The 25,622-nt window shown below is 36.0% G+C and carries 28 protein-coding genes; 5 read left to right on the top strand and 23 right to left on the bottom strand.

What is annotated here, in order from left to right; translation table 11 throughout:
* Positions 1–25: 25 nt before the first annotated feature.
* From CVS93_RS04690 to CVS93_RS04640, 11 genes are all read right to left on the bottom strand, one after another.
* Positions 26–352: a dihydroneopterin aldolase gene (locus CVS93_RS04690; protein ID WP_107686767.1), complete on the bottom strand. Its 327-nt coding sequence runs from the start codon at positions 350–352 to the stop codon at positions 26–28.
* Positions 349–960: a glycerol-3-phosphate 1-O-acyltransferase PlsY gene (plsY, locus tag CVS93_RS04685; protein ID WP_107686766.1), complete on the bottom strand. Its 612-nt coding sequence runs from the start codon at positions 958–960 to the stop codon at positions 349–351. The genes CVS93_RS04690 and plsY overlap by 4 nt, the downstream gene beginning before the upstream one ends.
* Positions 961–1,019: 59 nt before the next feature.
* The gene (locus tag CVS93_RS04680) at positions 1,020–3,308 is read right to left on the bottom strand and encodes a helicase HerA domain-containing protein (protein ID WP_107686765.1); all 2,289 of its coding nucleotides are present in this window, start codon (positions 3,306–3,308) and stop codon (positions 1,020–1,022) included.
* Positions 3,309–3,316: 8 nt separating this feature from the next.
* A complete protein-coding gene (locus tag CVS93_RS04675) occupies positions 3,317–4,402 on the bottom strand; it encodes a PilZ domain-containing protein (protein ID WP_107686764.1) in 1,086 nt (361 codons plus the stop codon).
* 123 nt (positions 4,403–4,525) lie between these two features.
* Positions 4,526–5,125 carry a peroxiredoxin gene (locus CVS93_RS04670; protein WP_021091673.1) on the bottom strand — a complete coding sequence of 200 codons (600 nt, stop codon included), beginning with the start codon at positions 5,123–5,125 and terminating at the stop codon, positions 4,526–4,528.
* 236 nt (positions 5,126–5,361) lie between these two features.
* Positions 5,362–6,369: a beta-ketoacyl-ACP synthase III gene (locus CVS93_RS04665; protein WP_107686763.1), complete on the bottom strand. Its 1,008-nt coding sequence runs from the start codon at positions 6,367–6,369 to the stop codon at positions 5,362–5,364.
* A 3-nt stretch (positions 6,370–6,372) separates the two neighbouring features.
* Entirely contained in the window at positions 6,373–7,362 is a 990-nt protein-coding gene (gene plsX / locus CVS93_RS04660) for a phosphate acyltransferase PlsX (protein WP_072594492.1), read from the bottom strand.
* Positions 7,363–7,365: 3 nt separating this feature from the next.
* Complete coding sequence (gene rpmF, locus CVS93_RS04655; RefSeq protein WP_002942540.1) at positions 7,366–7,512, bottom strand: 50S ribosomal protein L32; 147 nt, start codon at positions 7,510–7,512, stop codon at positions 7,366–7,368.
* Between the two features lie 12 nt (positions 7,513–7,524).
* Positions 7,525–7,884, bottom strand: coding sequence for a hypothetical protein (locus CVS93_RS04650; RefSeq protein ID WP_107686876.1), 360 nt, complete (start codon positions 7,882–7,884; stop codon positions 7,525–7,527).
* A gap of 16 nt (positions 7,885–7,900) precedes the next feature.
* A complete protein-coding gene (gene ndk, locus CVS93_RS04645) occupies positions 7,901–8,314 on the bottom strand; it encodes a nucleoside-diphosphate kinase (RefSeq protein WP_087577781.1) in 414 nt (137 codons plus the stop codon).
* 108 nt (positions 8,315–8,422) lie between these two features.
* The gene (locus CVS93_RS04640) at positions 8,423–8,707 is read right to left on the bottom strand and encodes an NADH-quinone oxidoreductase subunit I (protein WP_107686762.1); all 285 of its coding nucleotides are present in this window, start codon (positions 8,705–8,707) and stop codon (positions 8,423–8,425) included.
* Between the two features lie 175 nt (positions 8,708–8,882).
* On the opposite strand from CVS93_RS04640, the gene uvrA reads away from it, so the two are divergent.
* Positions 8,883–11,711, top strand: coding sequence for an excinuclease ABC subunit UvrA (uvrA, locus tag CVS93_RS04635; protein WP_107686761.1), 2,829 nt, complete (start codon positions 8,883–8,885; stop codon positions 11,709–11,711).
* Between the two features lie 61 nt (positions 11,712–11,772).
* Here the strand turns inward: uvrA and CVS93_RS04630 are convergent, their stop codons facing one another.
* The gene (locus CVS93_RS04630; RefSeq protein ID WP_107686760.1) at positions 11,773–12,945 is read right to left on the bottom strand and encodes an O-antigen ligase family protein; all 1,173 of its coding nucleotides are present in this window, start codon (positions 12,943–12,945) and stop codon (positions 11,773–11,775) included.
* 86 nt (positions 12,946–13,031) lie between these two features.
* On the opposite strand from CVS93_RS04630, the gene CVS93_RS04625 reads away from it, so the two are divergent.
* The 3 genes from CVS93_RS04625 to CVS93_RS04615 are packed head-to-tail and all read left to right on the top strand — an operon-like array spanning position 13,032 to position 15,868.
* A complete protein-coding gene (locus CVS93_RS04625) occupies positions 13,032–14,060 on the top strand; it encodes a glycosyltransferase family 2 protein (protein ID WP_159071522.1) in 1,029 nt (342 codons plus the stop codon).
* Positions 14,061–14,063: 3 nt separating this feature from the next.
* Positions 14,064–15,113 (top strand): glycosyltransferase family 4 protein, encoded by a 1,050-nt coding sequence (locus tag CVS93_RS04620; protein WP_107686758.1) that lies wholly within the window; start codon positions 14,064–14,066, stop codon positions 15,111–15,113.
* Positions 15,110–15,868, top strand: a complete 759-nt coding sequence (locus CVS93_RS04615; RefSeq protein ID WP_107686757.1) for a polysaccharide deacetylase family protein — start codon at positions 15,110–15,112, stop codon at positions 15,866–15,868. Before CVS93_RS04620 ends, CVS93_RS04615 begins: the two co-directional genes overlap by 4 nt.
* 8 nt (positions 15,869–15,876) lie before the next feature.
* On the opposite strand, the gene CVS93_RS04610 is transcribed toward CVS93_RS04615, so the two are convergent.
* From CVS93_RS04610 to waaC, 8 genes are read right to left on the bottom strand one after another with little or no spacing between them, the layout of a single operon-like run.
* Entirely contained in the window at positions 15,877–16,662 is a 786-nt protein-coding gene (locus CVS93_RS04610) for a glycosyltransferase family 25 protein (protein WP_107686756.1), read from the bottom strand.
* Complete coding sequence (locus tag CVS93_RS04605) at positions 16,622–17,161, bottom strand: hypothetical protein (protein WP_107686755.1); 540 nt, start codon at positions 17,159–17,161, stop codon at positions 16,622–16,624. The genes CVS93_RS04610 and CVS93_RS04605 overlap by 41 nt, the downstream gene beginning before the upstream one ends.
* Positions 17,161–17,958 (bottom strand): polysaccharide deacetylase family protein, encoded by a 798-nt coding sequence (locus CVS93_RS04600; protein WP_107686754.1) that lies wholly within the window; start codon positions 17,956–17,958, stop codon positions 17,161–17,163. The genes CVS93_RS04605 and CVS93_RS04600 overlap by 1 nt, the downstream gene beginning before the upstream one ends.
* Positions 17,955–19,028: a glycosyltransferase family 4 protein gene (locus CVS93_RS04595; RefSeq protein ID WP_107686753.1), complete on the bottom strand. Its 1,074-nt coding sequence runs from the start codon at positions 19,026–19,028 to the stop codon at positions 17,955–17,957. Before CVS93_RS04595 ends, CVS93_RS04600 begins: the two co-directional genes overlap by 4 nt.
* Before the next feature lie 4 nt (positions 19,029–19,032).
* Positions 19,033–20,094 (bottom strand): putative lipopolysaccharide heptosyltransferase III, encoded by a 1,062-nt coding sequence (rfaQ, locus tag CVS93_RS04590; protein WP_107686752.1) that lies wholly within the window; start codon positions 20,092–20,094, stop codon positions 19,033–19,035.
* The gene (locus tag CVS93_RS04585; RefSeq protein ID WP_107686751.1) at positions 20,091–20,795 is read right to left on the bottom strand and encodes a glycosyltransferase family 2 protein; all 705 of its coding nucleotides are present in this window, start codon (positions 20,793–20,795) and stop codon (positions 20,091–20,093) included. The genes rfaQ and CVS93_RS04585 overlap by 4 nt, the downstream gene beginning before the upstream one ends.
* Positions 20,789–21,682 carry a lipid A biosynthesis lauroyl acyltransferase gene (locus tag CVS93_RS04580; RefSeq protein WP_107686750.1) on the bottom strand — a complete coding sequence of 298 codons (894 nt, stop codon included), beginning with the start codon at positions 21,680–21,682 and terminating at the stop codon, positions 20,789–20,791. The genes CVS93_RS04585 and CVS93_RS04580 overlap by 7 nt, the downstream gene beginning before the upstream one ends.
* Positions 21,675–22,649 (bottom strand): lipopolysaccharide heptosyltransferase I, encoded by a 975-nt coding sequence (gene waaC / locus CVS93_RS04575; RefSeq protein WP_107686749.1) that lies wholly within the window; start codon positions 22,647–22,649, stop codon positions 21,675–21,677. Before waaC ends, CVS93_RS04580 begins: the two co-directional genes overlap by 8 nt.
* 63 nt (positions 22,650–22,712) lie before the next feature.
* On the opposite strand from waaC, the gene CVS93_RS04570 reads away from it, so the two are divergent.
* Positions 22,713–23,744 carry a 3'-5' exonuclease gene (locus tag CVS93_RS04570; protein WP_107686748.1) on the top strand — a complete coding sequence of 344 codons (1,032 nt, stop codon included), beginning with the start codon at positions 22,713–22,715 and terminating at the stop codon, positions 23,742–23,744.
* Between the two features lie 71 nt (positions 23,745–23,815).
* Here the strand turns inward: CVS93_RS04570 and CVS93_RS09810 are convergent, their stop codons facing one another.
* The 3 genes from CVS93_RS09810 to CVS93_RS04555 form a co-directional block, all read right to left on the bottom strand.
* Positions 23,816–24,370, bottom strand: coding sequence for a hypothetical protein (locus CVS93_RS09810; protein WP_199907233.1), 555 nt, complete (start codon positions 24,368–24,370; stop codon positions 23,816–23,818).
* 121 nt (positions 24,371–24,491) lie between these two features.
* Positions 24,492–25,040 (bottom strand): hypothetical protein, encoded by a 549-nt coding sequence (locus CVS93_RS04560; RefSeq protein ID WP_159071520.1) that lies wholly within the window; start codon positions 25,038–25,040, stop codon positions 24,492–24,494.
* A 19-nt stretch (positions 25,041–25,059) separates the two neighbouring features.
* Positions 25,060–25,622 (bottom strand): DUF5675 family protein (locus CVS93_RS04555; protein WP_107686746.1); only part of this gene is annotated, 563 nt, incomplete at its 5' end.

The following is a 25,622-nucleotide window of genomic DNA, read 5'->3' as shown; positions in this document are numbered from 1 at the left end:
TATTTCAAGATAGTTTAATAAATTTTTAAAAAATAGTGTTTATTTTTGCTCCAACAACTGCATTTGGCAAAATTTCAGTTTTTAAAATTTCCATTTTAAGGCTAGTGAGTGAGCCAAATTTCTCTTTTAACGCTTTGCTGGTTTCTTCAAGCGACTCTTCAACGCTTTGGAACCGTCTTTCATTATAAAAATTTTTAACAAAGTCAATAATTAAAACATAATCAATAAAACTAGTTGAGCAAATTTCTAGATTCATTTGCACCTCTTGCTTAGTGACTCGCTCAAAATCAAGCATTCCGATGATCGTTTCAAATTTATAATCTTTAATGATCGTCGTCATTTCACTTTTCATACGACTTTTTTCTCCTTGCCTGAAAGCAGGCGAACGATATTTGGTATGTGTTTATAAACCACCAAAAATGCGATGATTAGTATCGGAGCGTGTGTGTAAATTTCATCTAACTCTGGATGGATGATGAAGCTTGATGCTATGAGAGCTATCAACGCACAAAGTGAAGCAAGAGAGCTAATTTTTAAAAATTTACCGACCAAAAACCAAACGACAAGAGCGATTATGATCTCAACTGGTAAGAAAAATGCGATCACTCCAGCTCCAGTTGCCACGCCTTTGCCACCTTGAAAGCCCAAAAATATAGAAAAACAATGTCCAGCCACGCTTAAAACCGCCATAGTCCAAAGCACGCTTTGGCTTGCACCAATAGAAGAGGCGACCATGAGTGGTAAAACGCCTTTTAATACGTCACAAACTATTGTTAAAATGGCTAGTTTCTTGGCTAGTTTTGGATCTTTTTGTTTTAAAACTCTTAAAACATTTGTCGCACCGATGCTCTTGCTACCTTCGTTTTTTATATCAACATGCCCAAAAATTTTTGCAAGAATAAGGCCAGACGGAATGCTTCCAAGTAAATAACTAACGGCATAAAGTATTAAATTTTGCATATTTTACCTTTTAAATTTAAAGAGAAATGATAGTAAAAAAATACTAATTATTTTATAAATCATCTCCACAAAAGTACGACTTTCTCGTCATAGATATCGCTTTTCTTTGGTGAAATTTGTATTTCATTTATGTTGATATTTTTTATATTGTTCGCTTCTTTTAGCTCGTCACTTTCTTTTTCAAATTTCTCCTCAAGTTCGCTAATGGCTAAATTTATATCATTTACACTTTGCTCACTAAGCTTTACATCACTTCGCTCTTTTAAGACTCTATTTGCGCTTCTTGCGCTTGATGCGATCTTGCCCGCATTTTGACGAGATAAAAGCTTGTTGCCAAATATCGCTCCAAGTATGCTGGCGCCTATATTTATGGCAGCATCAAGCCCACTTGTAGTCATCTCTTTTTGCTCTTTATCAAGCTTTGCTAGAGCCTTGTTTAGCTTGTCTTGTAAGCTTTTTCGCTCTTTTTCAAATTTAGCTGTGAGTTTTGCAGTTTGTTCTTCTAAAATTTCATTGCACCTATCTTGAAGCCTGATATAAAACTGCTCCTTTTTTTCATTGTTTTTTGAATAAATTCCCAATGCCTCAAAGGTATTAAATTTAAAATTTCTATACAGATACTCTTTAAAATCTTTTTGGATATTGTCAAAATTTTTAGCTTTTAAGATGAAATTTGGCACAGCGGCAAAGCTTGCACCGCTTGGCTCATTTTCACTCGCATCAACGCGCATGCCTTCGCTAGCCTCACTCCAGTTTGGCTCTTTGTCATTTTCATTAAGCTCATAAAGATAGCTTACTTCATAAACGCTATCGATGCCTTTTTTAGTATCATAAATTCTCACCTTTGCGCTTGCAAGTAGGTTTGGTGTAAGGGTTTTTGAATTAGTATAAAGTTGCATGATTTCATTTGAGATTATGGGCTTTATGCTAAATTTTATCTCACTTTTATCGATCCTTGTATTAGATAAATTTTCTTTTTGCTCTTTCATCAAATTTGAAATTTGTTCGCGACTAAGCGGACCTTTTAGATAGCTAAGCGCCCAGCGCGTGGAGATGACGTTTAAGCCATCTTCGTTTATATTTTTAAGTATGAAATTTCTTTTGGCTAAATTTGATATGAGATTTTCAAGTGAAGCTTTGTCTAAGCTTGAGCCTGCGATGCCGCTTAGCCCGTCGATCACGCGTGCTTTGTCCTGGGCTGTTTGGAGGCGGCCGATAAACCAAGTGCCGATGTTGCTAAGGCCTTTGTAGTCAAGATCTACTGGATTTTGTGTGCTCAATATACAACCAAGGCCAAACGCACGAGCTTGCTTTAATAGTGTAAGCATAGGCGTTTTTGATGGTGGGTTTGCGTTTGGTGGGAAAAATCCAAAAATTTCGTCCATATATAGGATCGCTCTAAGTGAGCTTGTACCCTCGGTGCCGCGCATCCACGCGATGATCTCGTTTAGCAAAAGGGTGACAAAAAACATCCTCTCAGCGTCATTTAGATGCGAGATCGTAAAGATATTGCACTTTGCTTTGCCGTTTTTGTCAAATAGCATCTTTGAAATTTCTAGTCTAACGCCTTGAGTCCAGCCTTTAAAACTTGGGCTTGCGATGAGAGCGTTTATCTTCATGGCAAGCTTTAGGCGCTCACTGCTTGGATAGAAGGTATCGACGTCAAAAACGCCTATCTTTTTAAAAGGCGGATTTGCGATAAAATTTATTAGCTCTTCGATGCTGACGTCTTTTTGCTCTTTAAATTTAGTCTCAAATATGGTTGAGATGAGCAGCTGTTCTTTTGAGTTCATGTCCTCGGAATTTATACCCACAAGAGATAATACCGAGGCTGCAAGCGAATTTATATAGTTGCTAAAATTTTCTTCGTCAGTGATATTTGGGCAGGCAAAGTCACTAAGTAGCGCCACGCCTATGCCAGCTGAGCTTTTTGGTGTGTAGATGTTAAAGCTAGCGCTCTCTTTTAGAATTTTTACTCTCTCAAGATCTTGAAAGCTCGACTCTATGCCGTTTTTCCAAAGCTCGGCTTGAGCAGCGGCAAATTCCTCTACGCTTTGATCTTTATTAGCCGCTTCTGCTTCATCTATGTATGGTAAAAAATCCTCCGGCCTCATCTGCGGAAAAGTGAGGGCTAAATTTGTGATGTCGCCCTTTGGATCGATGATGATAGAAGGGATATTGTCTATGCAGGCTTCTTCTAAAAGCGTGATACCAAGGCCTGTTTTACCGCTACCTGTCATACCTATGATAGCTGCGTGGGTGTTTAGATCCTTATTTTTATAAAAAAATGGCTCTTTGTCTTTTAGTCCGATATAAAAAAGTTTTAAATTTTCTTGTATTGTTTTCACTAACTGCCTTATTCGTATAAATTTATACGTGAGCGAAGCTCGTCAAGCGTCTCTTTTATGCGCTTTTGCGTAAAATCTTTTATCGTTTCATCATCATCATCAATGAGTTTCATGCAGTATCTGATGTAGCCTTTATATGCTAGTTCTGTAACAAGTCTTAGCTTTAAAGTTACGTTTTTTACTTTGTCTGGTGCGATTAAGATTTCAAAGGTCGCTTCTAGCTCTTCTCCATCTTGAAAATTTGTAGTTTGCGGGCTTAATACGCTTATACCGCCTTCAGAAACATCATAAAGGCTACCTTCGATCTTGTCTTGCTTGCCTTTGATAATAGTTTTGGTAAAACGATTTGGCAAGATACGTTGGAATTTTCTTTTATATGCGTACATCGTCGTATTTCGTAAGAAATTTGAAAGAGTGACGCCTTTATTGACTATATTGTAATTAACAATATCGGCACATAATGGCTTTGAGAAAAAGCTATTTGGCAAAATAAAACCTTTGCCGTCTTGCTTCATGGCTAAAATTTGCATCATATCCACGCGAAAAACGACACTATCTTCTTTAACTTCTAAAATTTCAGCCTCATATTTTATATTTAATCCATCATATAAATTTAAAAGCTCTGGCCTTGCCTTGGCTTTTTTCATACGAGTGAATGTATTGATCGGATCTTCATAAAAAAATGTTCCGGTTTCAATCATGTCTTTTACATTTGTTTCTTGCTGGTCTTTGGCACCACATAAAATTTCTTTGATTCTTGAAACGGCATTTACGAAATAACCTACGAAGGTACTGTTGTCGCAAGAGTGACTAAAATTTAAAGTCAAATTTAAAAGTAGAAAATTGATTAATTCGTCTCTTGCGTTTGATTTTGGTATTAGATTATTTAAATCATCTTGTAGCTGCGTAGCATTTGGCTTTTGGATAAGTAGTGTATCAAAGATGTTTTCAAGGCAAATTTTTACCTGATCGTGCGGTACGATAAATGTTAGCTGTCTACAAAATTTGATACCATCGTCGATAAATTTATCTCTTAATTTAAGTATGCTATCTTCGCAATTTATTACAAGCTCTTGCCTGCCTTTAAAATCCATGTAGTCTCCGGAATGTTGTTGATTAAAGCCAAGGCTATGATATAAAAAGTTATATTAAAAAAGTATTTAAATTTATTTGGAGGAGAAATTTCTAGGTAAAGGATACCTAGAAATTTCTGTTGATTATAGTTTGCCTTCGTTGTGTGAAAGGTAGTCAGCAACACCTTCAGTGCTTGGTTTCATGCCAGCATCACCTTTGTTCCAGCCAGCTGGACAAACTTCGCCGTGCTCATTTGTAAATAGCATAGTATCTACCATTCTTATCATCTCATCGATGTTTCTGCCAAGTGGAAGATCGTTTATAACTGCATGACGAACAGTGCCATCTTTGTCTAGTAAGAATGAGCCACGAAGTGCCACACCAGCATCTTCTAGAAGTACGTCAAATCCGCGAGCGATTGATTTTGTCATATCAGCTACGATAGGGAAGCGAACTTTACCAATACCGCCTTTGTTTACTGGAGTCTCTTTCCATGCGAAGTGAGAGAATTGGTTGTCGCATGAAACTGCGATAACTTCGATACCACGTGACTTGAACTCGTCATATCTTTTATCAAATGCGATGATTTCGCTTGGGCAAACAAAAGTAAAATCCATTGGATAGAAAAATACAACCGCGCCTTTCTCGCCAATATTTTTATAAAGATTAAAATCATTTACAATTTGATTGTTTCCTAAAACTGCTGCAGCTGTAAAATCAGGTGCTTTTTTTGTTACTAACATTTGTTCTCCTTAATAATAAATTTTATTGATTGCGAAATTATATCTATTCAAAATTAAATTTAGTTTAAATATATTTTAGAAATTTTTGTTTAGCAAATTTAGTGTTATTGGTAAAAACAGAAAATGGATTTTGTTAAAAGTGGTAAAAATTTGAATTTTTAAAAATTTATTGATGAGAATATTTGAAAGAAATTAGTAAAAGCGTTACTAAAAATTTAGAGGATTACTTACTGTAATTATTGTAAGTCGCTAAAATTTTTTCCACCAAATTTTAGAATCACTGATCCCCATGTGAAACCGCCACCAAATGCGTCAAGAAGCAAAACTGAACCATTTTTGATGCGACCGTCTTCGTAGGCATCATTTATAGCCATCGGAATTGAAGCAGAGCTTGTATTGCCATATTTAGCAACAGTCAAGACACACTGCTCATCTTTAAAATTTAATCTATTTTTTACTGCATCTATTATTCTTATATTTGCTTGATGAGGTATAAAAAAATCAATATCTTCGCTTTGCATTTTATTTGCATGCAGAATTTCTATTACGCTTTTGCTAAGTGTTTGAACTGCTATTTTAAAAACTTCATTTCCACTCATATGGATAAAATTTAACCTATTTTTTAGTGTTTCCTCGCTAGCTGGAAATACACTCCCACATCCTGGAGTTATTAAAAGTTCAGCTTGTTTGCCGTCACTTGCTGTATGGATATCGATGATCTCATTACCATTACTACTACTAATTACAGCTGCACCTGCTCCATCACCAAATAATATACAAGTGCTTCTATCTGTATAGTCAACAATAGAGCTTAATTTTTCGGCCCCAATGATTAAAACATTCTTTTTGGCACCGCTAACAATGAGAGAATTTGCAAGTTCTAAAAGATAAATAAAACCGGTACAAGCCGCACTTATATCAAATGCTGTAACTCCATAGTTTAAACCCAAATTTGCAGCTATTTTGCAAGCAGTAGAAGGCATACAAAGATGATCTGGAGATATTGTGGCACAGATGATCGCATCTATTTGAGATTTATCAAGTCCTGAGCGTTTTATGGCTAATTCACCAGCCTTTGTACCAAGGTCACTTGTTGTTTCGTTAGTTGCAATATGCCTTTGCTCGATACCTGTTCGCTTTACTATCCATTCATCACTTGTTTCAACCATTTTTTCAAAGTCAAAATTTGTTAGAATTTTTTCTGGAATATAAGAAGCGATAGAAATCAGTGAAGCTTTTGGCATATTTTACCTTGCAAAGTGCGAAAGTTCTTCTTCGATAACTTTATTTATGTTTGAATTAGCAAATTTTATTGCTTGAAAAATTGCATTTTTTATAGCTTTTGAATTACTTTTGCCGTGACTTATGATAACACAACCATTTACACCAAGAAGTGGTGCACCGCCATATTCGTCATAGCTAACCTGTTTTTTAAGTGTCTTAAAAACTTTTCTCATGAGTACAGAGCCAGCTATAGCAAGAGGTGATTTTTTAATTTGTTTTTTGATAATTTTACCTATAGCATCTGCAACGCCTTCGCTAGTTTTTAAAAGAATATTTCCCATAAAACCATCACAAACCATTACATCGATACTACCATCAAAAATTTGATTGCCTTCTGCATTACCAACAAAGCTATCAAGCCTAGAAACTAATTTAAAGGCTTCTTTGCTAACTTCATTGCCTTTGCTTTCTTCTTCGCCATTTGATAAAAGACCAACTTTTGGCTCTTTCCTACCTAAAATTTCTTTTGCATAGGCTTCACCCATTATGGCAAATTGAAACAGATGCTCACTTCTGCAATCAACATTTGCGCCAACATCTAAAACTAAAGTAGCAGATTCTTTTGAATTTGGCATAAGTGTTGCAATTGCTGGGCGAGAAATATTTTTTAGTCTACCAATTCTTAGAGTAGCTAAACTCATAGTTGCACCACTATGACCAGCAGAAACTACAGCATCAACTTCCTTATTTTTTAAGAGTTCAATTGCTTTGTAGATCGTACTATCTTTTCTCTTGAGTGCATCAGTTGCACCATCTGCCATTGAGATAACTTCGCTAGCTTCTAAAAATTCGATATTTTTTAAATAAGATTGTGGAATGAGTGGTTTGATGACATTGCTATCGCCAACTAATACAGCTTTAAATTCTGTCTCTTTTAGTGCATCAATAACACCAGATATTATAGGATCTGCACCAAAATCACCACCCATAGCATCGATAGCAATGCGAATCATATTTTAATATTCACCTGTAGTTTTGTTTATGCGGTGAGGCATTTTCCAAGAACCATCTTTGTCTTTTACAGGTACTGGAAGTGTAACTTTATAATGTGTTCTACGTTTTGCTGCACGAGAATGACTCACTCTTCGCTTTGGTACTGCCATTTTTACTCTCCTTTATAAATTTTTACATTTTTCACAATAGAAATAATCACTTTTAAAAGCTTCTAACTCACTCTCAAAGACTTCTTTTAAATCAATATTGCCATTAAAAAATTCCATCGTATCGCTAAGCTCATTTTCGCTATCTTTATAAATACCGTCACTTAAATTTAGCTCTACATCTTGATCGATAGGCAACATAAATGCTTCACCACATCGATCGCAAACATAATTTATATTCCCTTTTATTTTGCCTTGGCATTTTACCAAAAAAGGATCTTTTCTTTTTAAAATTCCAATAAAAACTAAATTATCATTTCCTACTAGCTCAAAGCTTATATCTTTGTTTGCTATTTTAGGAAAAGATATAATCAATTTTCTTGACCTAAAATTAGCAAATTTCTCTTGAAGCAAAGAAGAAATTTATTTCATTCACAGCATTTTCTAGGCTGTCACTTCCGTGAACTGCATTTGCATCAATGCTATCAGCAAAATCAGCTCTTATAGTGCCAGGAGCTGCTTCTTTTGGGTTAGTTGCACCCATTAGCTCGCGGTTTTTAGCAACTGCATTGTCACCCTCTAAAACCATAACCACAACTGGCCCGCTTATCATAAATTCGACTAGATCGTTAAAGAAAGGTCTATCTTTATGAACTGCATAAAATGCTTTTGCGTCACATTTACTAAGTTGGATTTTCTTTGCAGCTGCGATTCTTAAGCCGTTACTTTCAAATCTATCTATAATTTTTCCAACAACATTTTTCTTAACAGCATCAGGCTTAATAATAGAAAGTGTTCTTTGCATAAATTTTTCCTTAAATCTAGGTTATTTAAATTGAAGTTGGCAATTATATCAAATAAAGCTTAAAAATAAAATAGGCTCAAATTGAGCCTAAAATTTATAAATATAAATTTATTGAATAACTGGAATAGAGCCATTGCGTGCATCAGCACCGATCTGATCGCGAGAAGGTTGTCCTGATACCACAGCGTCCCATACGATACAACCGTCAGTTGGACAGGCAGATGCACAGGCTGGCTCATCGTTATAGCCTACACATTCAACGCATTTATTTGAATAAACATAGTATGTATCTGCTCCAGTTGGGTTGTCGCTATCATCAACGATAGCTGAAACTGGACATTCATCAATACATGAACCACAGCTTATGCATATATCAGTTATTTTTACAGACATTTTTTTCTCCTTAGATTAAAATTTGGCGTAGAATATCAAAAAAAGCTGAAAATGATATAAATAGGCCCTTAAATTTAACTACAATCTTAAATTTTAGAAAAACTACTTTATAAAGTTTTTATCACTTTTAGACTAAATTTACAGATTAAAATTTTAAAAAGGTTGTATAAATTTAATGAACAATATTATTGAAATAACTGGCGCAAGAGAACATAACTTAAAAAATATAAATCTTAAAATTCCAAAAAATAAATTAGTAGTTTTTACCGGTCTTAGCGGAAGCGGCAAGAGCACGCTAGCCTTTGATACGCTCTATGCTGAGGGGCAAAGAAGATACATGGAGAGCCTTAGTAGCTACGCTAGGCAGTTTCTAGACCGTGTGGGTAAGCCAGATGTTGATAAGATCGAGGGTTTGACGCCTGCTATTGCGATCGATCAAAAGACCACCTCTAAAAACCCTCGCTCAACTGTCGGTACGATTACAGAAATTTATGATTATCTAAGGCTTTTATACGCAAGGGTCGGCGTACAGCACTGCCATAAATGCGGCAAACCTATCTCGAAAATGAGTGCGAGCGATATCATAAATGAAATTTCAAAGCTCCCACTTGGCGCAAAAGTGATCATCTACGCGCCACTAGTTCGTGAGAAGAAGGGTACATGGGCGGATTTGATCGAAAATTTACGCCAAAAAGGCTTTGTAAGGGCGCAAATAGATGGCGTGGTAGTGAGGCTTGATGAGGAGATCGAGCTAGCTAAAACGAAAAAACACACGATAAAGGTCATCGTTGATAGGATCGCTATCGATGAACAAAATCACGAACGCCTTGCAAGTGACGTAGAAAAGGCGCTAAATGAGAGCTTTGGAGAGGTTGAGATAGAGATCGCAAATGCTGATGAGCTGGGCTTAAAAGAGAGTTTTATACATTACAGCGAGCACATGGCTTGTTTTGATTGTAAAATTTCATTTACGCCGCTTGAGCCACTAAGCTTTAGCTTTAACTCGCCAAAGGGCGCTTGCGAGCACTGTGACGGACTTGGTATAAGATACAGCCTAGATATGAGCAAGATTATCGATGAGGAAAAGTCGATAGAAAACGGCGCGATCAAGCTACTTTATGGCTATAACATGAGCTATTACTATAAATTTTTACTTGCTTTTTGCGAGCAAAATGACATCGATATCAAAAAGCCATATTATGAGCTTAGCGAAGATGAAAAGAGGCTCGTTTTATATGGAAATGTCAAAGAAGTTGAGTTTTTTTGGAAGCGAAATAAGCTACTTAGAAAGTTTGATGGTGTTGTTAAAATTTCACATGGGCTTTTGAAGGATTACAAAGACTTTGACGAATACATGAGTGAGAAAATTTGTGACGCTTGTAACGGTCACAGGTTAAAGCCTCAAAGTTTGGCGGTTAAGGTCGCTGGCCTTGGGCTTGGTGAAATTTTAGATATGAGCATAGAAAACTGCACTGCTTTTTTCTCAAATGAGAAAAATTTTGCCTATCTTAGCGACTACGACAAGGCGATCGCAAAGCCTATCTTAAAAGAGATCAACGAAAGGCTTTTCTTTTTGTATGACGTGGGACTTGGCTACTTGTCGCTCGGACGTGATGCTAGGACGATTAGCGGTGGCGAGGCACAGCGCATCAGGATCGCAAGCCAGATAGGAAGTGGGCTCAGTGGCGTCATGTATGTGCTTGATGAGCCAAGTATCGGCCTTCACGAGCGAGATACGTTAAAACTCATAAAAACACTTAGAAATTTGCAAGCTAAAGGCAACTCCGTGATCGTCGTCGAGCATGATAAAAAGACGATAGAGGAGGCTGACTATATCGTAGATATCGGCCCTGGAGCTGGTAAATTTGGCGGTAACGTTGTTTTCGCTGGTAGCTCAAAAGAGCTTTTAAGCTCAGATACCCAGACCGCTTTATATATAAATGGTGAGAAAAAGATCGACTATCAAAAAAATAGAAAAGCTGAGAAGTGGCTCGAAATTTCAAATGTAAATATCAACAATATCTCAAATTTAACCGCGAAATTTCCACTTAGAAACCTTGTGGGTATCACTGGCGTCTCAGGATCTGGCAAGAGCTCGCTAATACTTCAGACCTTGCTTCCAGAGGCACAGGAGCAGCTAAATAGGGCCAAAAAAGTAAAAAAGATAGCTGGAGTAAATTTAAGCGGACTTGAGAATCTAGACAAGGCCATATACCTCGATCAAAGCCCGATCGGCCGCACCCCACGCTCAAATCCAGCGACTTATACTGGCGTGATGGATGAGATAAGAAATTTGTTTGCGCAGACCAAAGAGTCCAAGCTTAGAGGCTATAAAATAGGGCGCTTTAGCTTTAATGTCAAAGGTGGGCGCTGCGAGAAGTGCCAAGGTGAAGGTGAGATCACGATCGAGATGCACTTTTTGCCTGATATAAACGTGGTTTGTGACGTTTGTAATGGCGCTAGATATAACGCTCAAACATTAGAAATTTTATACAAAGGCAAAAACATCGCCGAAGTGCTAAATATGAGCATAGATGAGGCGGTTGAGTTTTTCAAGGCTGTGCCAAAGATCGCTTCAAAGCTCACCACGCTGCAAGACGTAGGGCTTGGCTACATCACACTTGGGCAAAATGCAGTCACACTTAGTGGCGGTGAGGCGCAACGTGTGAAGCTAGCAAAAGAGCTTAGTAGAAGCGATACTGGAAATACGCTTTATATCCTTGATGAGCCAACGACGGGGCTTCATTTTGCCGATGTCGATAGGCTGGTAAAGGTGCTAAATCACTTAGTTGATCTTGGAAATTCAGTCTTTGTGATCGAGCACAATATGGATGTGATCAAAAACTGCGACTATATCGTAGATATGGGCCCAGAAGGTGGTGCAAAGGGTGGTAAAGTGATAACGTGCGGTAATGTAAAAGATGTAGCCAAAAACTACAAAAAAACTGGCAGCTATACAGGTGAATTTCTAGCACAAGAGCTTGAGGAAATGAAGAAAAAGTAGAAATTTGGCCCAACCGTTTCTTTATAAAATTTAAAACGGTTGAGGCGTGTCGGAGCGTTAGCTAATTTTTAAGGTTAATTTTTTCATCTATAGCACTTGTAGCTAGTGCCCAAAATAACAGCATTAAAAGTGCATTTTCATGGTGAAACGTTGTATTTACAAGAGAGATGACGTTTTGAAAAACAAGCATTAAAAGTGCAAGAAAAACTATGCTATTTTGTCTAAAATTTTTAATAAATTTTATAAATAGTGATAGTTGAAATACCAAATATGAAAGTAATGCAATGATACCCTTTTCGGTTAAAAATGTTAAAAAGGTGTTGTGAGAATGACTAACATGAATCTCGCCATTGCCTGGAAAATACTTTGTTATGTCAATGATTTTAAACTGACCAGAACCTATCCCAAATAATGGGTTCTCAAGCCACGTATAAAATGCACTAGCAAAGATCGGATATCTAGTCTCTGATCCTGTCACGCCCTTTGTTAGCTGACTATAAAATCTTTCATCTTGTGTAATATTTGCTGATATATATGTATAAAAAAAGGCTATGACACTAAATAAAATTATTATACAAAATGCTGATCTAAGTCCAGTTTGCTTTTTTGAAATTTGATAAAGCAATATAGAAAAAATGATAATAGGCAAAAGATACATGGTGGCTCTTGAGCCAGCGATCATAATGCCAAATACACAAATCCCAGCTACTATTATAGCTATATATTTTTCATATATCTTTTTAAGCTCAGCTGCTGATATTAAAGCTACACAAAAAACTAGCAACATAAAAATAGCACTATGATTTACGTGCCCTATTGATTTAAGCTCAAAAAGTGCAGTCGGATCACTTGATGTAAATTTCTTAATACAAGCTGGAATAAATGCAGCGATAAAACCGGCAAATAAGGCAAAAAATAAAAATTTAAAATTTATTTTTTCTATACCAACACTTCTAGCCACAAAGAAAAATAGCATACACCTTAGTGGATCAAGCGCTCTTGATGCAGAAACTCCATTTACAAGGCAACTTATAAAAGTAGCCAAAACAAAGATAAAAAGCGAGATATTTATGAGATCAAATTTAAATTGCCTTTTTTCTTTGACGCAAATATAAATTCCAGCCAAGACGAAAAGTGTGAGTGAAATTTGTTTTAAACCCTCAGTTACCGGCAGTGTAAATAAGACAATAACCAAAAAGAGATTGTAGAGCTTAGAGACAATGTCGTTTTTCATGCAGATCCTTTAAATTTTAAGTGGACATTTTATCATTGCTGAACTAAAAATAATATACAATTAAACAAAAATTAAAAGGAAGTATCGTGCCTAATGTGAAAATAAGCTTTGTAGTGCCTGTTTTTAACAAAAAAGAGCACATTAGGGATTGTTTAAATTCGCTTATATCTCAAGACATGGATGATATTGAGATTATAGTTGTAGATGATGGAAGCAGTGATGGCACGTCTCAAATTTTAAAAGAGTATGAAGATAAAATAATATTAAAAACAAAGAGCAATGCCGGTGTTAGCGCTGCCAGAAATGACGGTATATTGCTAGCTAGTGGCAAATATACTATCTGCGTAGATGCTGATGACTATGTGGAAAAAGATTATGCTTCATGCGTTTATGATATCGCAGAAAAATTTGATGCCGACATAGTTATAACAGATATGTGTAAGGTCTATGGTCATAAAAAGCTCCTTTTAAAGGATTTTGAGACAAAAGAGGATGGCGTAATCGATAAAAACGAGTATCTAAAAAGGCTTTTAGCCTCAAGGCACAACAAAGTCTTGCATAATGCGGCAAACAAGGCGATTAGGACTAAAATTTTAAAAGAAAATTTATTTCCAGTTGGGATCACGCAAGCTGAAGATTTTCACACTGTAGTGAGAAATATTATCGCTTCAAAAACTCTTGTAAAGCTAAATAAGGCTTTTTATTACTATAAGATAGGAGACAACAACACTGCTGGCTTTGAAAAATTAAAAGCTGTGATGGATCATAAATTTGTTTATGATGACATAATCTCAATTTTAAAAGACAAAAATTTAGCTCTTGAAATGGTGTCAGATCTAGAGTTTAGAAAGATCAAAAGTGTCTATATGCCAGCTATTTTGGCAAGACCAAATCTTAAAAATAGTAGCTATGTAAAGGCACTTGATCTTTTTTATGCAGATATTGATAGCATCATAAACTCATCTGGTTTTTCAAAGCTTAGACTAAAGCAGAGAATTTTGCTTAAAGTGCTAAAAAATGTAAAATCGTACGAAAATGTATCAAAAATTTTAAAAATCTTTAATACAATAAATGGCTTTTTGTCAAATAAAAAAATGAAAGAATTTAAAGAGTAGAAGATGATAAATATACTTGAGCTTGAAAGCTCTCTTGGATTTGGCGGACAGGAACACCGTACTCAGCGTGTGATAAATGGACTAGATAAGAGCAAATTTAAGGTTTTTTATGGGCTAAATCCTAGCTCAAAAAGCTTTGAAAAGCAAATAGATTGCGAATTCGTTGAGTTTAACCTCAAAAAGTCTTTTAATATCTTTGAAATTTTAAAAATTTGCAAATTTGTAAAGCAAAATAATATAAAAATCATCTCAACTCACTCAGGAAAAGACGGCACAATAGGCGCTATAGTGGGCAAAATTTGTGGCGTCAGTGTGGTTCGTACTAGGCATTTGCAGCTGCCTATAACATCGCCTTTGCCTTATAATCTAAGTACAAAAGTAGTCGGCGTGTGCGACTCAGTATGCGAGGATCTTATAAAAAGAGGCGTGAAAAAGGAAAAAGTCGTCAAAATTTATACAGGCATCGATACGCAAAAATATACGCCAGAATTTAAGATAAATATGAAAAAAGAATTTGGCTTAAATGACGACGAAGTTGGAATTTGCATCGTTGCAGTGTTAAGAGCTGCTAAAAATCATAAGCTCTTAATCGATGCATTTAGCGAGTTAAATTTAGAAAAATCAGCCCTTTTTATCGTAGGTGATGGCCCGCAAAATAAAAATTTACAAGAGTATATAAAAGATAAAAAAAATATCTTTATGCTTGGCAATAGAACCGATGTGAGCGATTTTTTGGGCTCTCTTGATATTTGTGTGTTACCTTCAGAGATGGAGGCTATCGGTGGAGCGCTGCTTGAGGCATCTTCGTGCAAGTTAGCTACTATCGGAAGTGATGTTGGCGGTCTTGGTGAGGCAGTGAGTGATGGAAAGAGTGGATTTTTATTTCAAAATGGCGATAAAGAGGGGCTGAAAAAAGTACTTGAAAGGCTCATTTTGGATGAAAATTTAAGAAAACAGATGGGTGAGTTTGGCAGAGAGTACGTAAAAGAAATTTTTAGTATCGAAAAAATGATAGAAAACACTCAAAATTTATATATGGAACTTGCAAAATGAGTGTAACAGTTTTAATGTATCATCATGTGCTTAAAAAAAGTGGGTTTATTGCAAGTAGCGTAGATGAGTTTAGAGATCAGATGAAATTTTTAGCTCAAAATGGCTACAAATCGCTAAGTTCGGCTGAGTTTGTAGCATATAAAAAAGGTGAGCTTAGTGTGCCTAAAAAGAGTGTCTTTATCACATTTGATGATGGCTGGAAGGATAATTTTGTCTACGCATATCCTATTATCAAGGAATTTAATCTTAAAGCGACCATTTTTCTAGTTGCTGGCTGGATAGAGCAGGCGAGTAGAAAAAGTGGCAAGTTTATAGAGTTAGATCATAACGAATACAAAAATGCTGCACCAACTAGACCTGAAGATGTCTTTTTAAACTACGAGGAAATAGCAAAGATGAAAGAGTGCTTTGATTTTCACTCGCATACTTACACGCATTTTGATGATTATTTTGGTATTTGTGAAATGAAAGAAAATTTTACAAAATGCAAAGAATTTATGTATAAAAATTTTGGCTTTGATGACAAGCTACTTTGCTGGCCAAGAGGTAAATTTAATGATGAGCTAAAAAATGTGGCAAAAAGCGTTGGCTATGAGGTATTTTTCACAACAAAGCGTGGGATAAATAAATCTGATGGTGTGCTTGATGATATAAGGCGCATAGCTGTAAAAAAAGATGCAAGTTGGCTAAAAAAGACACTATTTATCTATCAAAATGACTTTTTAGGCTCAATATATTCAACACTAAAATCTTAGGATAAATTTTACTGTGTAAAAATTCTCTCATTTTTAGCAATATGTTTTTCATAAAATCTTGAAACCTTGTATGAGAAATTTTTATTACATCTTTTAAAAAGAGAATTTATCTTCTCTTTTTGCTTTCTTTGGTTTTCTAGGCTAGAGCTATTTAGCTCCTCTGGATGAGAAAAGATGTTACTAAAATACATTTTTAGATCAGTATTTTTTAAGATTGCCTCCCATTTATCGGCTCCGTAAAGACCATCTTTGTAAAAATCAAGCAGAGCTTTTGCACTCTTTCTTGTTAGAATGTAAGCAGCCGTTCTATATATACTAGCATATGAGTATGGTGAGATAAGATATAAATTTTCGTTTATTTTTTTGCCAAAAGCACGAAATCTACTATTTAATCCATCTTGTACACCGCATATCAAAATGCTATCACTACTTATATCTTTGCATAGCAAAAAGGTCTCATTTATTAATTCGTCATTTCCAATAACATCATCCTCTAATATTAAAGTAAATTCCGCGTCGCCTTGTAAAAAATCCTCATAAGCTTTTATGTGTGACATTGTGCATGCTAGCTCACCTGGTGTCGCAATTAATGGCGGTATTTTAAATTTATAATCTTCATTGCAAGATTTTAATAAGCAATCTATCATGGCGCTGTAATACTCATTGACACTAAAATTTTTAGCATCAACCGCATCTATTATTTTAAATTCATCATATCTGTTAAATTGTCTTTGTAAATTTTGCCTTCGCTCTTCATCTCTTTTTAATGATATTACATAGACGGGATTGTTCATTTTTTGCTCCAACTTTTAAGTCAAATTCTAACTTGACTTTATATGCAAGGCCTGCTAGATCAAGCTCTTTTTTATTTATATGCTTTTGGGTGTTGATTAAATCGTCACTAGAATTTCTTTTATAAATTCCAGCAATTCGAGCTTCTTCATCAGCGTTTAAAATACAAAGTATATCGCATTTACTTATACGTAAGAGTGGATTTGCGCTTACGTATATTACGATTTTTACGAATGACATGATAAATTTAAAAAATGGCTTTAACTCATCTTGATGATCGCTTTTGATTTTTATCTTTGGACGAGCTATAAATAAATTTAGGCTCATTACATCATCATCGATTACAGCGATTTGATAAGGTTTAAAGTTTTTAAATCCATTTTTTCTAATTTGTTTTGCAAGTGTGCTTTTGCCACTACCGTGAAGCCCAGTGAGAGCGATTAAGGCTTGTTTTTTATCTTTTAAAATTTCTTTACAAACCTCGTTTAATGCTTCAAGCATTATTTATATCCTCTATTTCTAAAATTTGAATATAAATTTCCTAGCACCGGCGTAGAATAGATAAAAAGCTTCTTTTTGACCCTAAAAATGTAGTCTTTTTCGCTCTTTGCATTGTTTGAGATATCAATACGTCTTATCTTAAATTTATCATCTCCTGCGCAAAATCCACCATCTATCACACTAAAGGCAAAGTCATAATACTCTCTTACAACTTTTAGTGAAAGCTCGTTAAAGTGCCCTTTGGGAAAACAAAATCCAAATTCTTTTTTTTCAGGAAATAGCTCTTTTATCTTGGCTAGTGAGCTAGAAAATTCCTCTCTTAATTTTTCTTCATCGTTACTTTTGCAAGAAAAGTGGCTCGCTGTATGGCTATCAAACTCAAAAAGACCACTCTCTTGCATCTGCCTGATCTCGTCTAAATTTAAAAAATACTCCGCATCTTTTTCGTAGTCTATTTCTTTATGTTTTTTAAATGCAAAGTCGTAATCTTTCCTTTTAAAATCCTTGATCTTATCTGTTATCAAAAAGCACACAGCTGGGATATTTAGCTCTTTTAGGATAGAAAATGCAAATTTATAATTATCAAAATACCCATCATCAAAAGTTAGTAAAATGCTCTTTTTATGAGCCTTTACTCTACCAGCAACGATATCTTTAAACTGGCCATAATTTATAAATTTATAGCCCTCATCAAGCGCCATTAGAAGCGCTTTTTTAAATAGCTCTGGTTTAATAGCAAAGTCGTTTTCATTGTTATTGCAGTGGTGCATCGTTAGCACGCAAACTGGGTAGTTCATTTTTGCTCCAGTAAATTTTTAATAGCCTCTTTTAGCGCCTTATGGCTAAAGTTCTCATCCACAAATTTAAAGGCGTTTTGTGAGTAAATTTTGGCTTTTTCAGGCTCATTTATCAGCTCCAAAATGCACTCTTTTAGCGAAATTTCATCTAAATTTTTAGCACAAAGCCCACGCTCTTTATCTTTAACTAGCACGTTCATCGGTGCGTTGTTATAGACCACGATAGGTACTTTTGAGCTCATCGCCTCAAGCAAGACCGTACCAAGTCCCTCGGAATGCGAGGCAAAGACGTAAATATCAAAGCCTTTTATGATATTTGCCGCGTCATTTCTAAAGCCAGTGAAGATGATCTTATCTTTTTCATCAAACATAGAGGCGATCTGCTCTTTTGTGCTGTCGCTAATGTTGCCAGAAAATACAATAGTCGCATCCTTTGACTTTAAAATCTCTTTTGCTGCATTTGCAAAGTCAAAGACACCTTTCTTGCGGTAAAGCGAAGTAAATGTACCGATAACTAGCTCATCTTGAGATATATTAAACTCATCTCTAAATGTGCTTTTTGTAGTATCTATCGCCTTCACATCGACCGTGCTTGGCATAAAAAAGAGCCTATCTTTGCTAACGCCGATGCTTAGAAGATACTCTTTGACACTATCTGAGATGTATAAAATTTTATCAAATAGCTTTTTGTGCATGAGTTTTGAGAGAAAGCCTTTTATAGGAAAAAGATTATGCCTTTCCTTGTAAAATTTAACGCCTTTGCTTCTGTAAAATAGCCCAGCAATTGCCCCAACCCAGCTATCAGTAGAGCCGTGTGTGATCAAGACATCTATCTTGTTCGAGCTTATTGCTTCGCAAAGTGCTGGTACGCTTTTATGAAAATTTTTCTTATTCATCTCTTGTGCTATAACACTAAAGCCTTCTTCTTTTGCAATGCTTTCTATCTGAGAGTTTGGGTTGCAAAAAAGTATGACATTGTGACCCATCTCACGCATAAAAAGCATCTCATTTAGTGTCTTGTTTTGCTCGCCACCCCAATTAAAAAGTGTCTGCGTATGAAGAATATTCATCTGCCTATCCTAAAATTTCTTTTATTTTTGCTTTTATTTTTGGCATTTCGTCGCTAAAATCCATCAATGTTTTTTCTACACCATGCCTTGCTATGCCTTCTTTGTCGCAAGGCACAAAGTCCCAGTCTTTTTGATAAACAGTGTGTTTGCCCATGCTTTGTATACCATTTTGGGCTGTATAGCCATTTTCCATGAGTGAGTTATCCCAAGGCCCCCACTCAAAAGCATTGCTTGGACCAAAAAAGGCTATGACTGGCACATCATTAGCAGCGGCAATGTGCATGATGGCGGTATCAACACCGATAAAAAGGCTTGAATGCTTTGATAGGGCGATAGTTTGTTTCAAATTTAGCTTACCGCCTAAATTTATAGGCTCACTCTTGCAAATTTTTAGCACGCTTGCTAGCTTTTCTAGCTCATTTTCTTTATTATCACTTGTTAGCACGATCTTTACACCAAGCTCATTTTCGCAGTAGTCAATGAGCTCTGCCATGCTCTCATCATTTGCGCATTTAAACATCCAGCGGCTTGTAAGATGCATATGAACAAAACATTTTGGTAAATTTAGATGCTCCACACTCTCGTCCGAAAATACACTCACCTTTTTGCTAACTGGCTCAAATCCCAAAGCTCTTAAAGCGTTTAGGTTATGATCGATAGTATGTGAAAAATTTTCATAGTATTTTGCTTTGACGTTTAGAAGTTTATTTATTGATTGATTTTTGCCAAGAAAGCCTACTATTTTTTTGATCTTTGCATATTTTGAGATGATGATGCCGCGGTCTCCCGTGGTTGTTTGCACCGCCATATCGTACTTCTCTTTTTTGATTGCCCTTATAAATTTTAGCTCTGTGCCGAGCTTTTTAAAAAAGCCAGAATTTGCACTTTGTCTATCGTAAATGTGGATCTTGTTTATATGAGGATTGCCCTCAACCATCGCTTCAGTCCCTTTATTTAGAGCAAAGTCAATGGTTGCATCTGGGTAGTAGTGGTGCAAATTTTCAATGAGCGGCGTGGTCAAAAGCACGTCACCGATGTTTCTAAATTTAATTATAAGTATTTTCATTTTATATATTTCCAAAATGTGTACTGAGCGTAAAGTCTGGCTATGATGTAGCCAGTAAAGCCCTCTTTAAAGCCACCTTTTAGCACATAAAGCTTAAAAAATGTCCACGCTGGGCTTGTTAGAGCTTTAAATAAATTCTTTTTTGCGCCCATGCTTGAGTAGCGATTTTGCTTAGCGATAAACTGCTCGATGCTCTCATATGCGTAATGCAAGAAGTGATTTTTAAGCGCTCCAAGCTTTTGTGAGTCATCATTTAAAATGACCTTTTCATGCACGGCTCTGCCATCAAATTTGGCAAAATTTTTGTTAAAAAGCCTCACTGTGTAGTCTGGATAGAACCCCATATTTTTGATCGCTTTACCAAAGAAAAAATTTAGCCTAGCTACGTTGTAAGCCATAAATTTTGGCTCTTTTAGTGTGCTGATGATCTCATTTTTAAGCTCATTTGTGATCACCTCATCACTATCAAGCACAAAGACCCACTCGTTTTTGGCTAGATCCACGCCCTTTTGCTTTTGCGCGCCAAATCCAAGCCAAGCTTGCTCGTGAAATTTCACGTTACTAAAGCCATCACAAATTTGCCTTGTGCTGTCTCGTGAGCCACTATCAACCACGATGACCTCATCTGCAAAATTTGTACTTTCTAGCACTTCTTGTAGATATTTTTGGCTGTTAAAAGTTAAGATGACGACACTTAGCATTCATACTCTTTTTCGTAAAATCTTTTAAAGCGTTTGTGAAACCAAAAGTACTCCTCAGGCCTTGCTCTAACCATCTCTTCGCAAGCGCTGCACTGCATTTGCGTCGCTTTTTGCACAGCATCTTCTTTGTCAAACGTACTTATGTCGATAGGCTCTTCAAAGCAAATTTCATTTAAATTTTCACCTTTTTGGTAGATAAATGCGTTTATGATAAGGGCATTTGTCTTTTGAGCTAGCACGCTTGCAGCTGGCGTGTGAAGCACGTCTTTGCCAAAAAACTGCACCTTTATGCCATCTTTTGGCGCTGTGTTTTGATCTACTAAAATTCCTACTATTCGCCTAGCTTTTAGCGCTTTTAAGATATCTTTTGCGCCGCCATTTTTATCGATTAGCTCCACGTCAAACTGCGCTCTATTTGCTCTTAAAATTTTATCCATGACGCTGCTATCAAGCCTTCTGCCAAGCGCTGAAGAAGCTCCAAAGCGAGCCGCGACAGCTAGGCCAAATATCTCCCACTGCCCAAAATGTGCCGTTGTAACGATGATAGGCCTGCCAGATTTTATCGCATCAAGTAAAAAGTGCTCATTTTTAAAAACAACTTGCTCAAGTATCTTTTGCTTTGTCGTGTTTTGATTGAGAATGAAATTTATACCAAGATATTTTGCAAAGTTGTAGTAGCATTTTTTGGCGATCTCTAGCTTCTCTTCTTTGCTCTTTGTCTCGCCAAAAGCGAGGTCTAAATTTGTCATCACGACGTGAAATCTCTTTTTTTTAAGCTTCATAAATGCAAATACTAAAAATTTAGCAAGCAGGTTTTGAAGGGAGCTTGGCAATATAAATATAAGAAATTTTAATGTGTAAAAGCCAGCTAGATAGAGCCTATCCATTTAGCAGCCTTTTTGCAAAATTTGCAACCGTTTCAGGGTAAATTTCTCTTATGCAAAAGTCGTTTTTATCGATACTTCTGGCGTCTATTTGCTTGCCCATATCTATAACTAAATTTTTATCAGTGATGTAAGCATTTCTGTGGCTTGGACGGTTGCCAAAAAGCGTGATAGAAGGCCTATTCATCGCCCAAGCAAGGTGCGTTAGACCACTATCGTTGCCAATTACTAAATCACAACTTGTAATGAAGCTTATCATCTCTTTTATGCTTAGTTTTTCAAGTAGTTTTGCTGAGGTGCCTGAGATGATCGCCTCAGCCCTTACTTTCTCGCTCTCACTTCCGTAGCAAAGGTAAATTTCACATCCATCAAGTAATCTAATTACGTCTTTAAATTTGTTATAAATTTTACTCTCTTCGCTTGCAAAGGCAGCGATCAAAACGCGTTTTTTATCACTTTCATTTTTATAAATTTCACTTGCTTCAAAGCAAGGTACTTTTTCTAAAATTTCACTTGCTTCAAAGCTAAAATTTAGAGCGTATCCAACAAGGCTTAAATTTCTAACTATGATATTTTCATTGTAGTCGATCTTAAATTTATGCCTATAAAGCCTAGCCGCGATCTTTTCTTTGACACTTTCTCTGCTAAAGCCATAAGTTTGCTTGCCTATTATTTTTGCTACGATGGCTGATTTAAAAAGTCCTTGCAGATCGATCACTTTGTCAAATTTACCAAGGGTTTTTAGTATCTTATAGCTTTGTTTAAAGCTTTGTTTAAGCGGTAAAACGACTAGCTCGTCGATAAGCGGATGATTTTTTAAAAGACTTGCGAAACGAGCATCAATTAGCCACGTGATATGGACATTTGGATAGTGCTTTTTGATAAACTGAAGCACAATAGCTGCGTGCACGATATCCCCAAGAGCGGAGAGTTTGACGATGGCTATTTTTAGTTGATTTTTGTTTTGCATTGATCACTTTAGATATAAATTTTTGGTATGATTTTAAAAAAAAATGCTTAAAAAAGGGCTAAAATGGCGAAAAGTTACATCTGTGTCTTTGACTGCGAAACGATACCTGATGCAAATTTGATAAGAAAAATTTATGGCATTGATGGGAGCGATGAAGATGTGAGCGTGCAAGCGATGAAGCTGCAAAAAGAGGCCAGTGGGAGTGAGTTTTTGCCTGTGATGTTTCATAGAGTCGTGGCTATCTCTGCGGTAATGGCTGATGAGTACGGCAAATTTTTAAAAGTTAGCACGATGGAGGGCAGGGACGAGCGCGAGATCATCGCTAAATTTTTAAAATTTATAAATGACTACAATCCAAGGCTTGTTAGTTTTAATGGCAGAGGCTTTGACCTGCCTATGCTAATGGTGCGTGCGATGCGTTATAACCTAAATGCAGCGGCGTATTACGAGAGCGAAAATAAAGAGCTAAACAAAAACAAATGGGAAAACTATAGGGCAAGGTATTCGCCTAAATTTCACCTTGATTTGCTTGATTTTATAAGCGATTTTGGAAGCGTAAGAGGGCTAAAGCTTGACACACTTTGCGCTAGCTTAAATTTACCTGGCAAGTACGATGTGCACGGCGATCAAGTGCTTGAGCTATACTATGCAGATGAGCTTGATAAGATCAACGAATACTGCGAAAGTGACGTGCTTAATACCTACTGGCTTTTTTTAAAATTCGAGCTTTTACAGGCAAATATCTTGCAAGATGACTATATAAATCACCTAAACGTGATGAGTGAATTTCTAGCCAAAAACTGCGCTCACAGAGGATACACTGAGGTCTTTTGCACTGCGATAAGCGACGAGCTAGCTAGACTTAATGGTAAGCTTGATTACGAGATAAAGATACAAAAAGAAGACGATGAAGAATTTGATGATTTTAGTGATCTTGATGGCGTGAAAGATACGCCAGAGCAGCTAAATGAGCGTTTGGCAAGACAAGGGCTTGATGGGCTTTTAAAAAAAGCTAGTGAGGTTGCGTCAGCTACCAAAAAAGATAAGAGCTTTATCGAAGAGAAACTACCTGAAATAAATTTGGACGAAGAGTAGAAATTCTACGCTTTTAGGCTGTAATATATCCTTTGCTTCTCTATGGAATTGATATCCTGGTCCGCGGAATATCACGGGTACTCAAACCCAAATTCATACTCTTTTAAAACTCCATTAGAAAAGATGAATTTCTCGTAGTAGAATGGCATATCAAATTCTTGTAAGAGTTTGCTCTCATTTTGCTCAGTGATGTAGGTGACGATAGAGGTGGCATTTTCTTCTTGCAGATCGTTTGGCTTACCTAGTTTCTTTAAAATTTGGTCTTGTTTGTCGCCAAGTTTTATGCCAGAATTTGTAGTGAAATCTTTTATTTTGCTGGAATTTATATAATCTTTAGTCAAATTTTTATCAAAAAATTTGACATTTATCCTTTGGACCTCACCGCTACCACCACAACAAAAATCGAGCGTCATTATCTGTGTTCTTGATAAATTTATGAAGCTTGCTTTTTCACCGTCTAAAAAATATTTGATTTTTTTAGATGATAAATTACTTGTAGGTAAAATTTTACCTACTTTGATTTTGTCTATGCTTGTTGTGCGCGGTAAATTTTCACTAGCTGTTAAATTTAGAAAACCTAAAATTAGAGATAGTATTAAAAAGTGTTTCATTGCAATTTTATTCATCTTTATTAAAGTCGCTCCAGCCGTTGCCAAGATATTTTGGGTTCGGACTAAATTCCCCAGCCCCCATGTATGTCAAGATCGCCGCTATTTGGTATCCTGCAATGACCCCATGCGCATGGCTTTATTTGTACCTTGTCCACCTTACACTCTCCACAAAAAAATTATTTGCGTACAAATCCTCATCTTCTGATATATCGTCGTATAGCAATTTTTCATCGTTGTCAATGTACCATCTTGTTAGCATGCAGCCTTTAGCTTGAAATTTTTCTGTTTCGCCTTTTATAAAATAGGTCGCCAAGGCTATGCCTTGGGCATTGATTTTGCCTTTCATAAAATCATCAACACCGTAGTTAAAATTTGTATATTTTCTTATTTCAGATATTTTAATTTCGCCGTTAAATGGGCGAGCTTCTTCGGTTATTTTATAGTTGCCAGATACTATATATTTTGACCTTGATATCTTTTTAATGCTATCAAAATTTATATGTAGTCTTTGATAATTGGCTCCGATATAACCCAAAAATTTTATACGCTTGTCAGCTAAAATGTTAGAAAAATCAAAATCGTCAAATTTATCTTGTTTGGCAAAATGTGCTTTATTATCTAAAAAGCCATTAAAACACTTCTCGGTGGTTTGCTCTGCAAAAAGAGATGGCGACACAAATACCATTAGCCATAAAAGAATTATTTTATTTATAATCTTCGTATTTTTCCTCAATCACAACTTTTACGTTATCTATTCCATTGCTCTCGATATATTCTATAAGCTGATAGAATTTGTTTATGTTGCCAGAAACACCTGTAACGTATCTTTTTCCATTTATTTCACTAACAACGACATCGCTTCCTGGCAGCAAACATCCTTCAGAATGCTCTCCTTTGCTACCAACATGTATTAATATGGCTCTACTTTTAGGAACATCATTATTATATAATTTTGGAAATCCATTTTCTAAAAAATTTCCACGCTTATTTTTGGAGTATTTGTCTTTTGAATATTTTGTAGAAACATGCCATACTAGATTATATTTTCCTGTAGGTATTCTTTTGTCTTGACCAGACTGTTTTGTGCTTTCGCCATATGGTTCTAATATATAGCCTGTTAAATCACTATCGCTAATTTTAAATTCACTTACTGTAGAACTAGATGAGTGACTGGATGCTTTATATTCCCACTTTCTAGTAATATAAATTATATTATTATTTATGGTGCAAACCCCAACCCCCTCATCCCCATCCACCCACATACCAC

The sequence above is a fragment of the Campylobacter concisus genome (genome assembly GCF_003048535.1).
Taxonomy (GTDB): Bacteria; Campylobacterota; Campylobacteria; order Campylobacterales; family Campylobacteraceae; genus Campylobacter_A; species Campylobacter_A concisus_S.
Note: the sequence above shows the minus strand (reverse complement) of the source record. Positions and strands in the feature narration are given on the sequence as shown.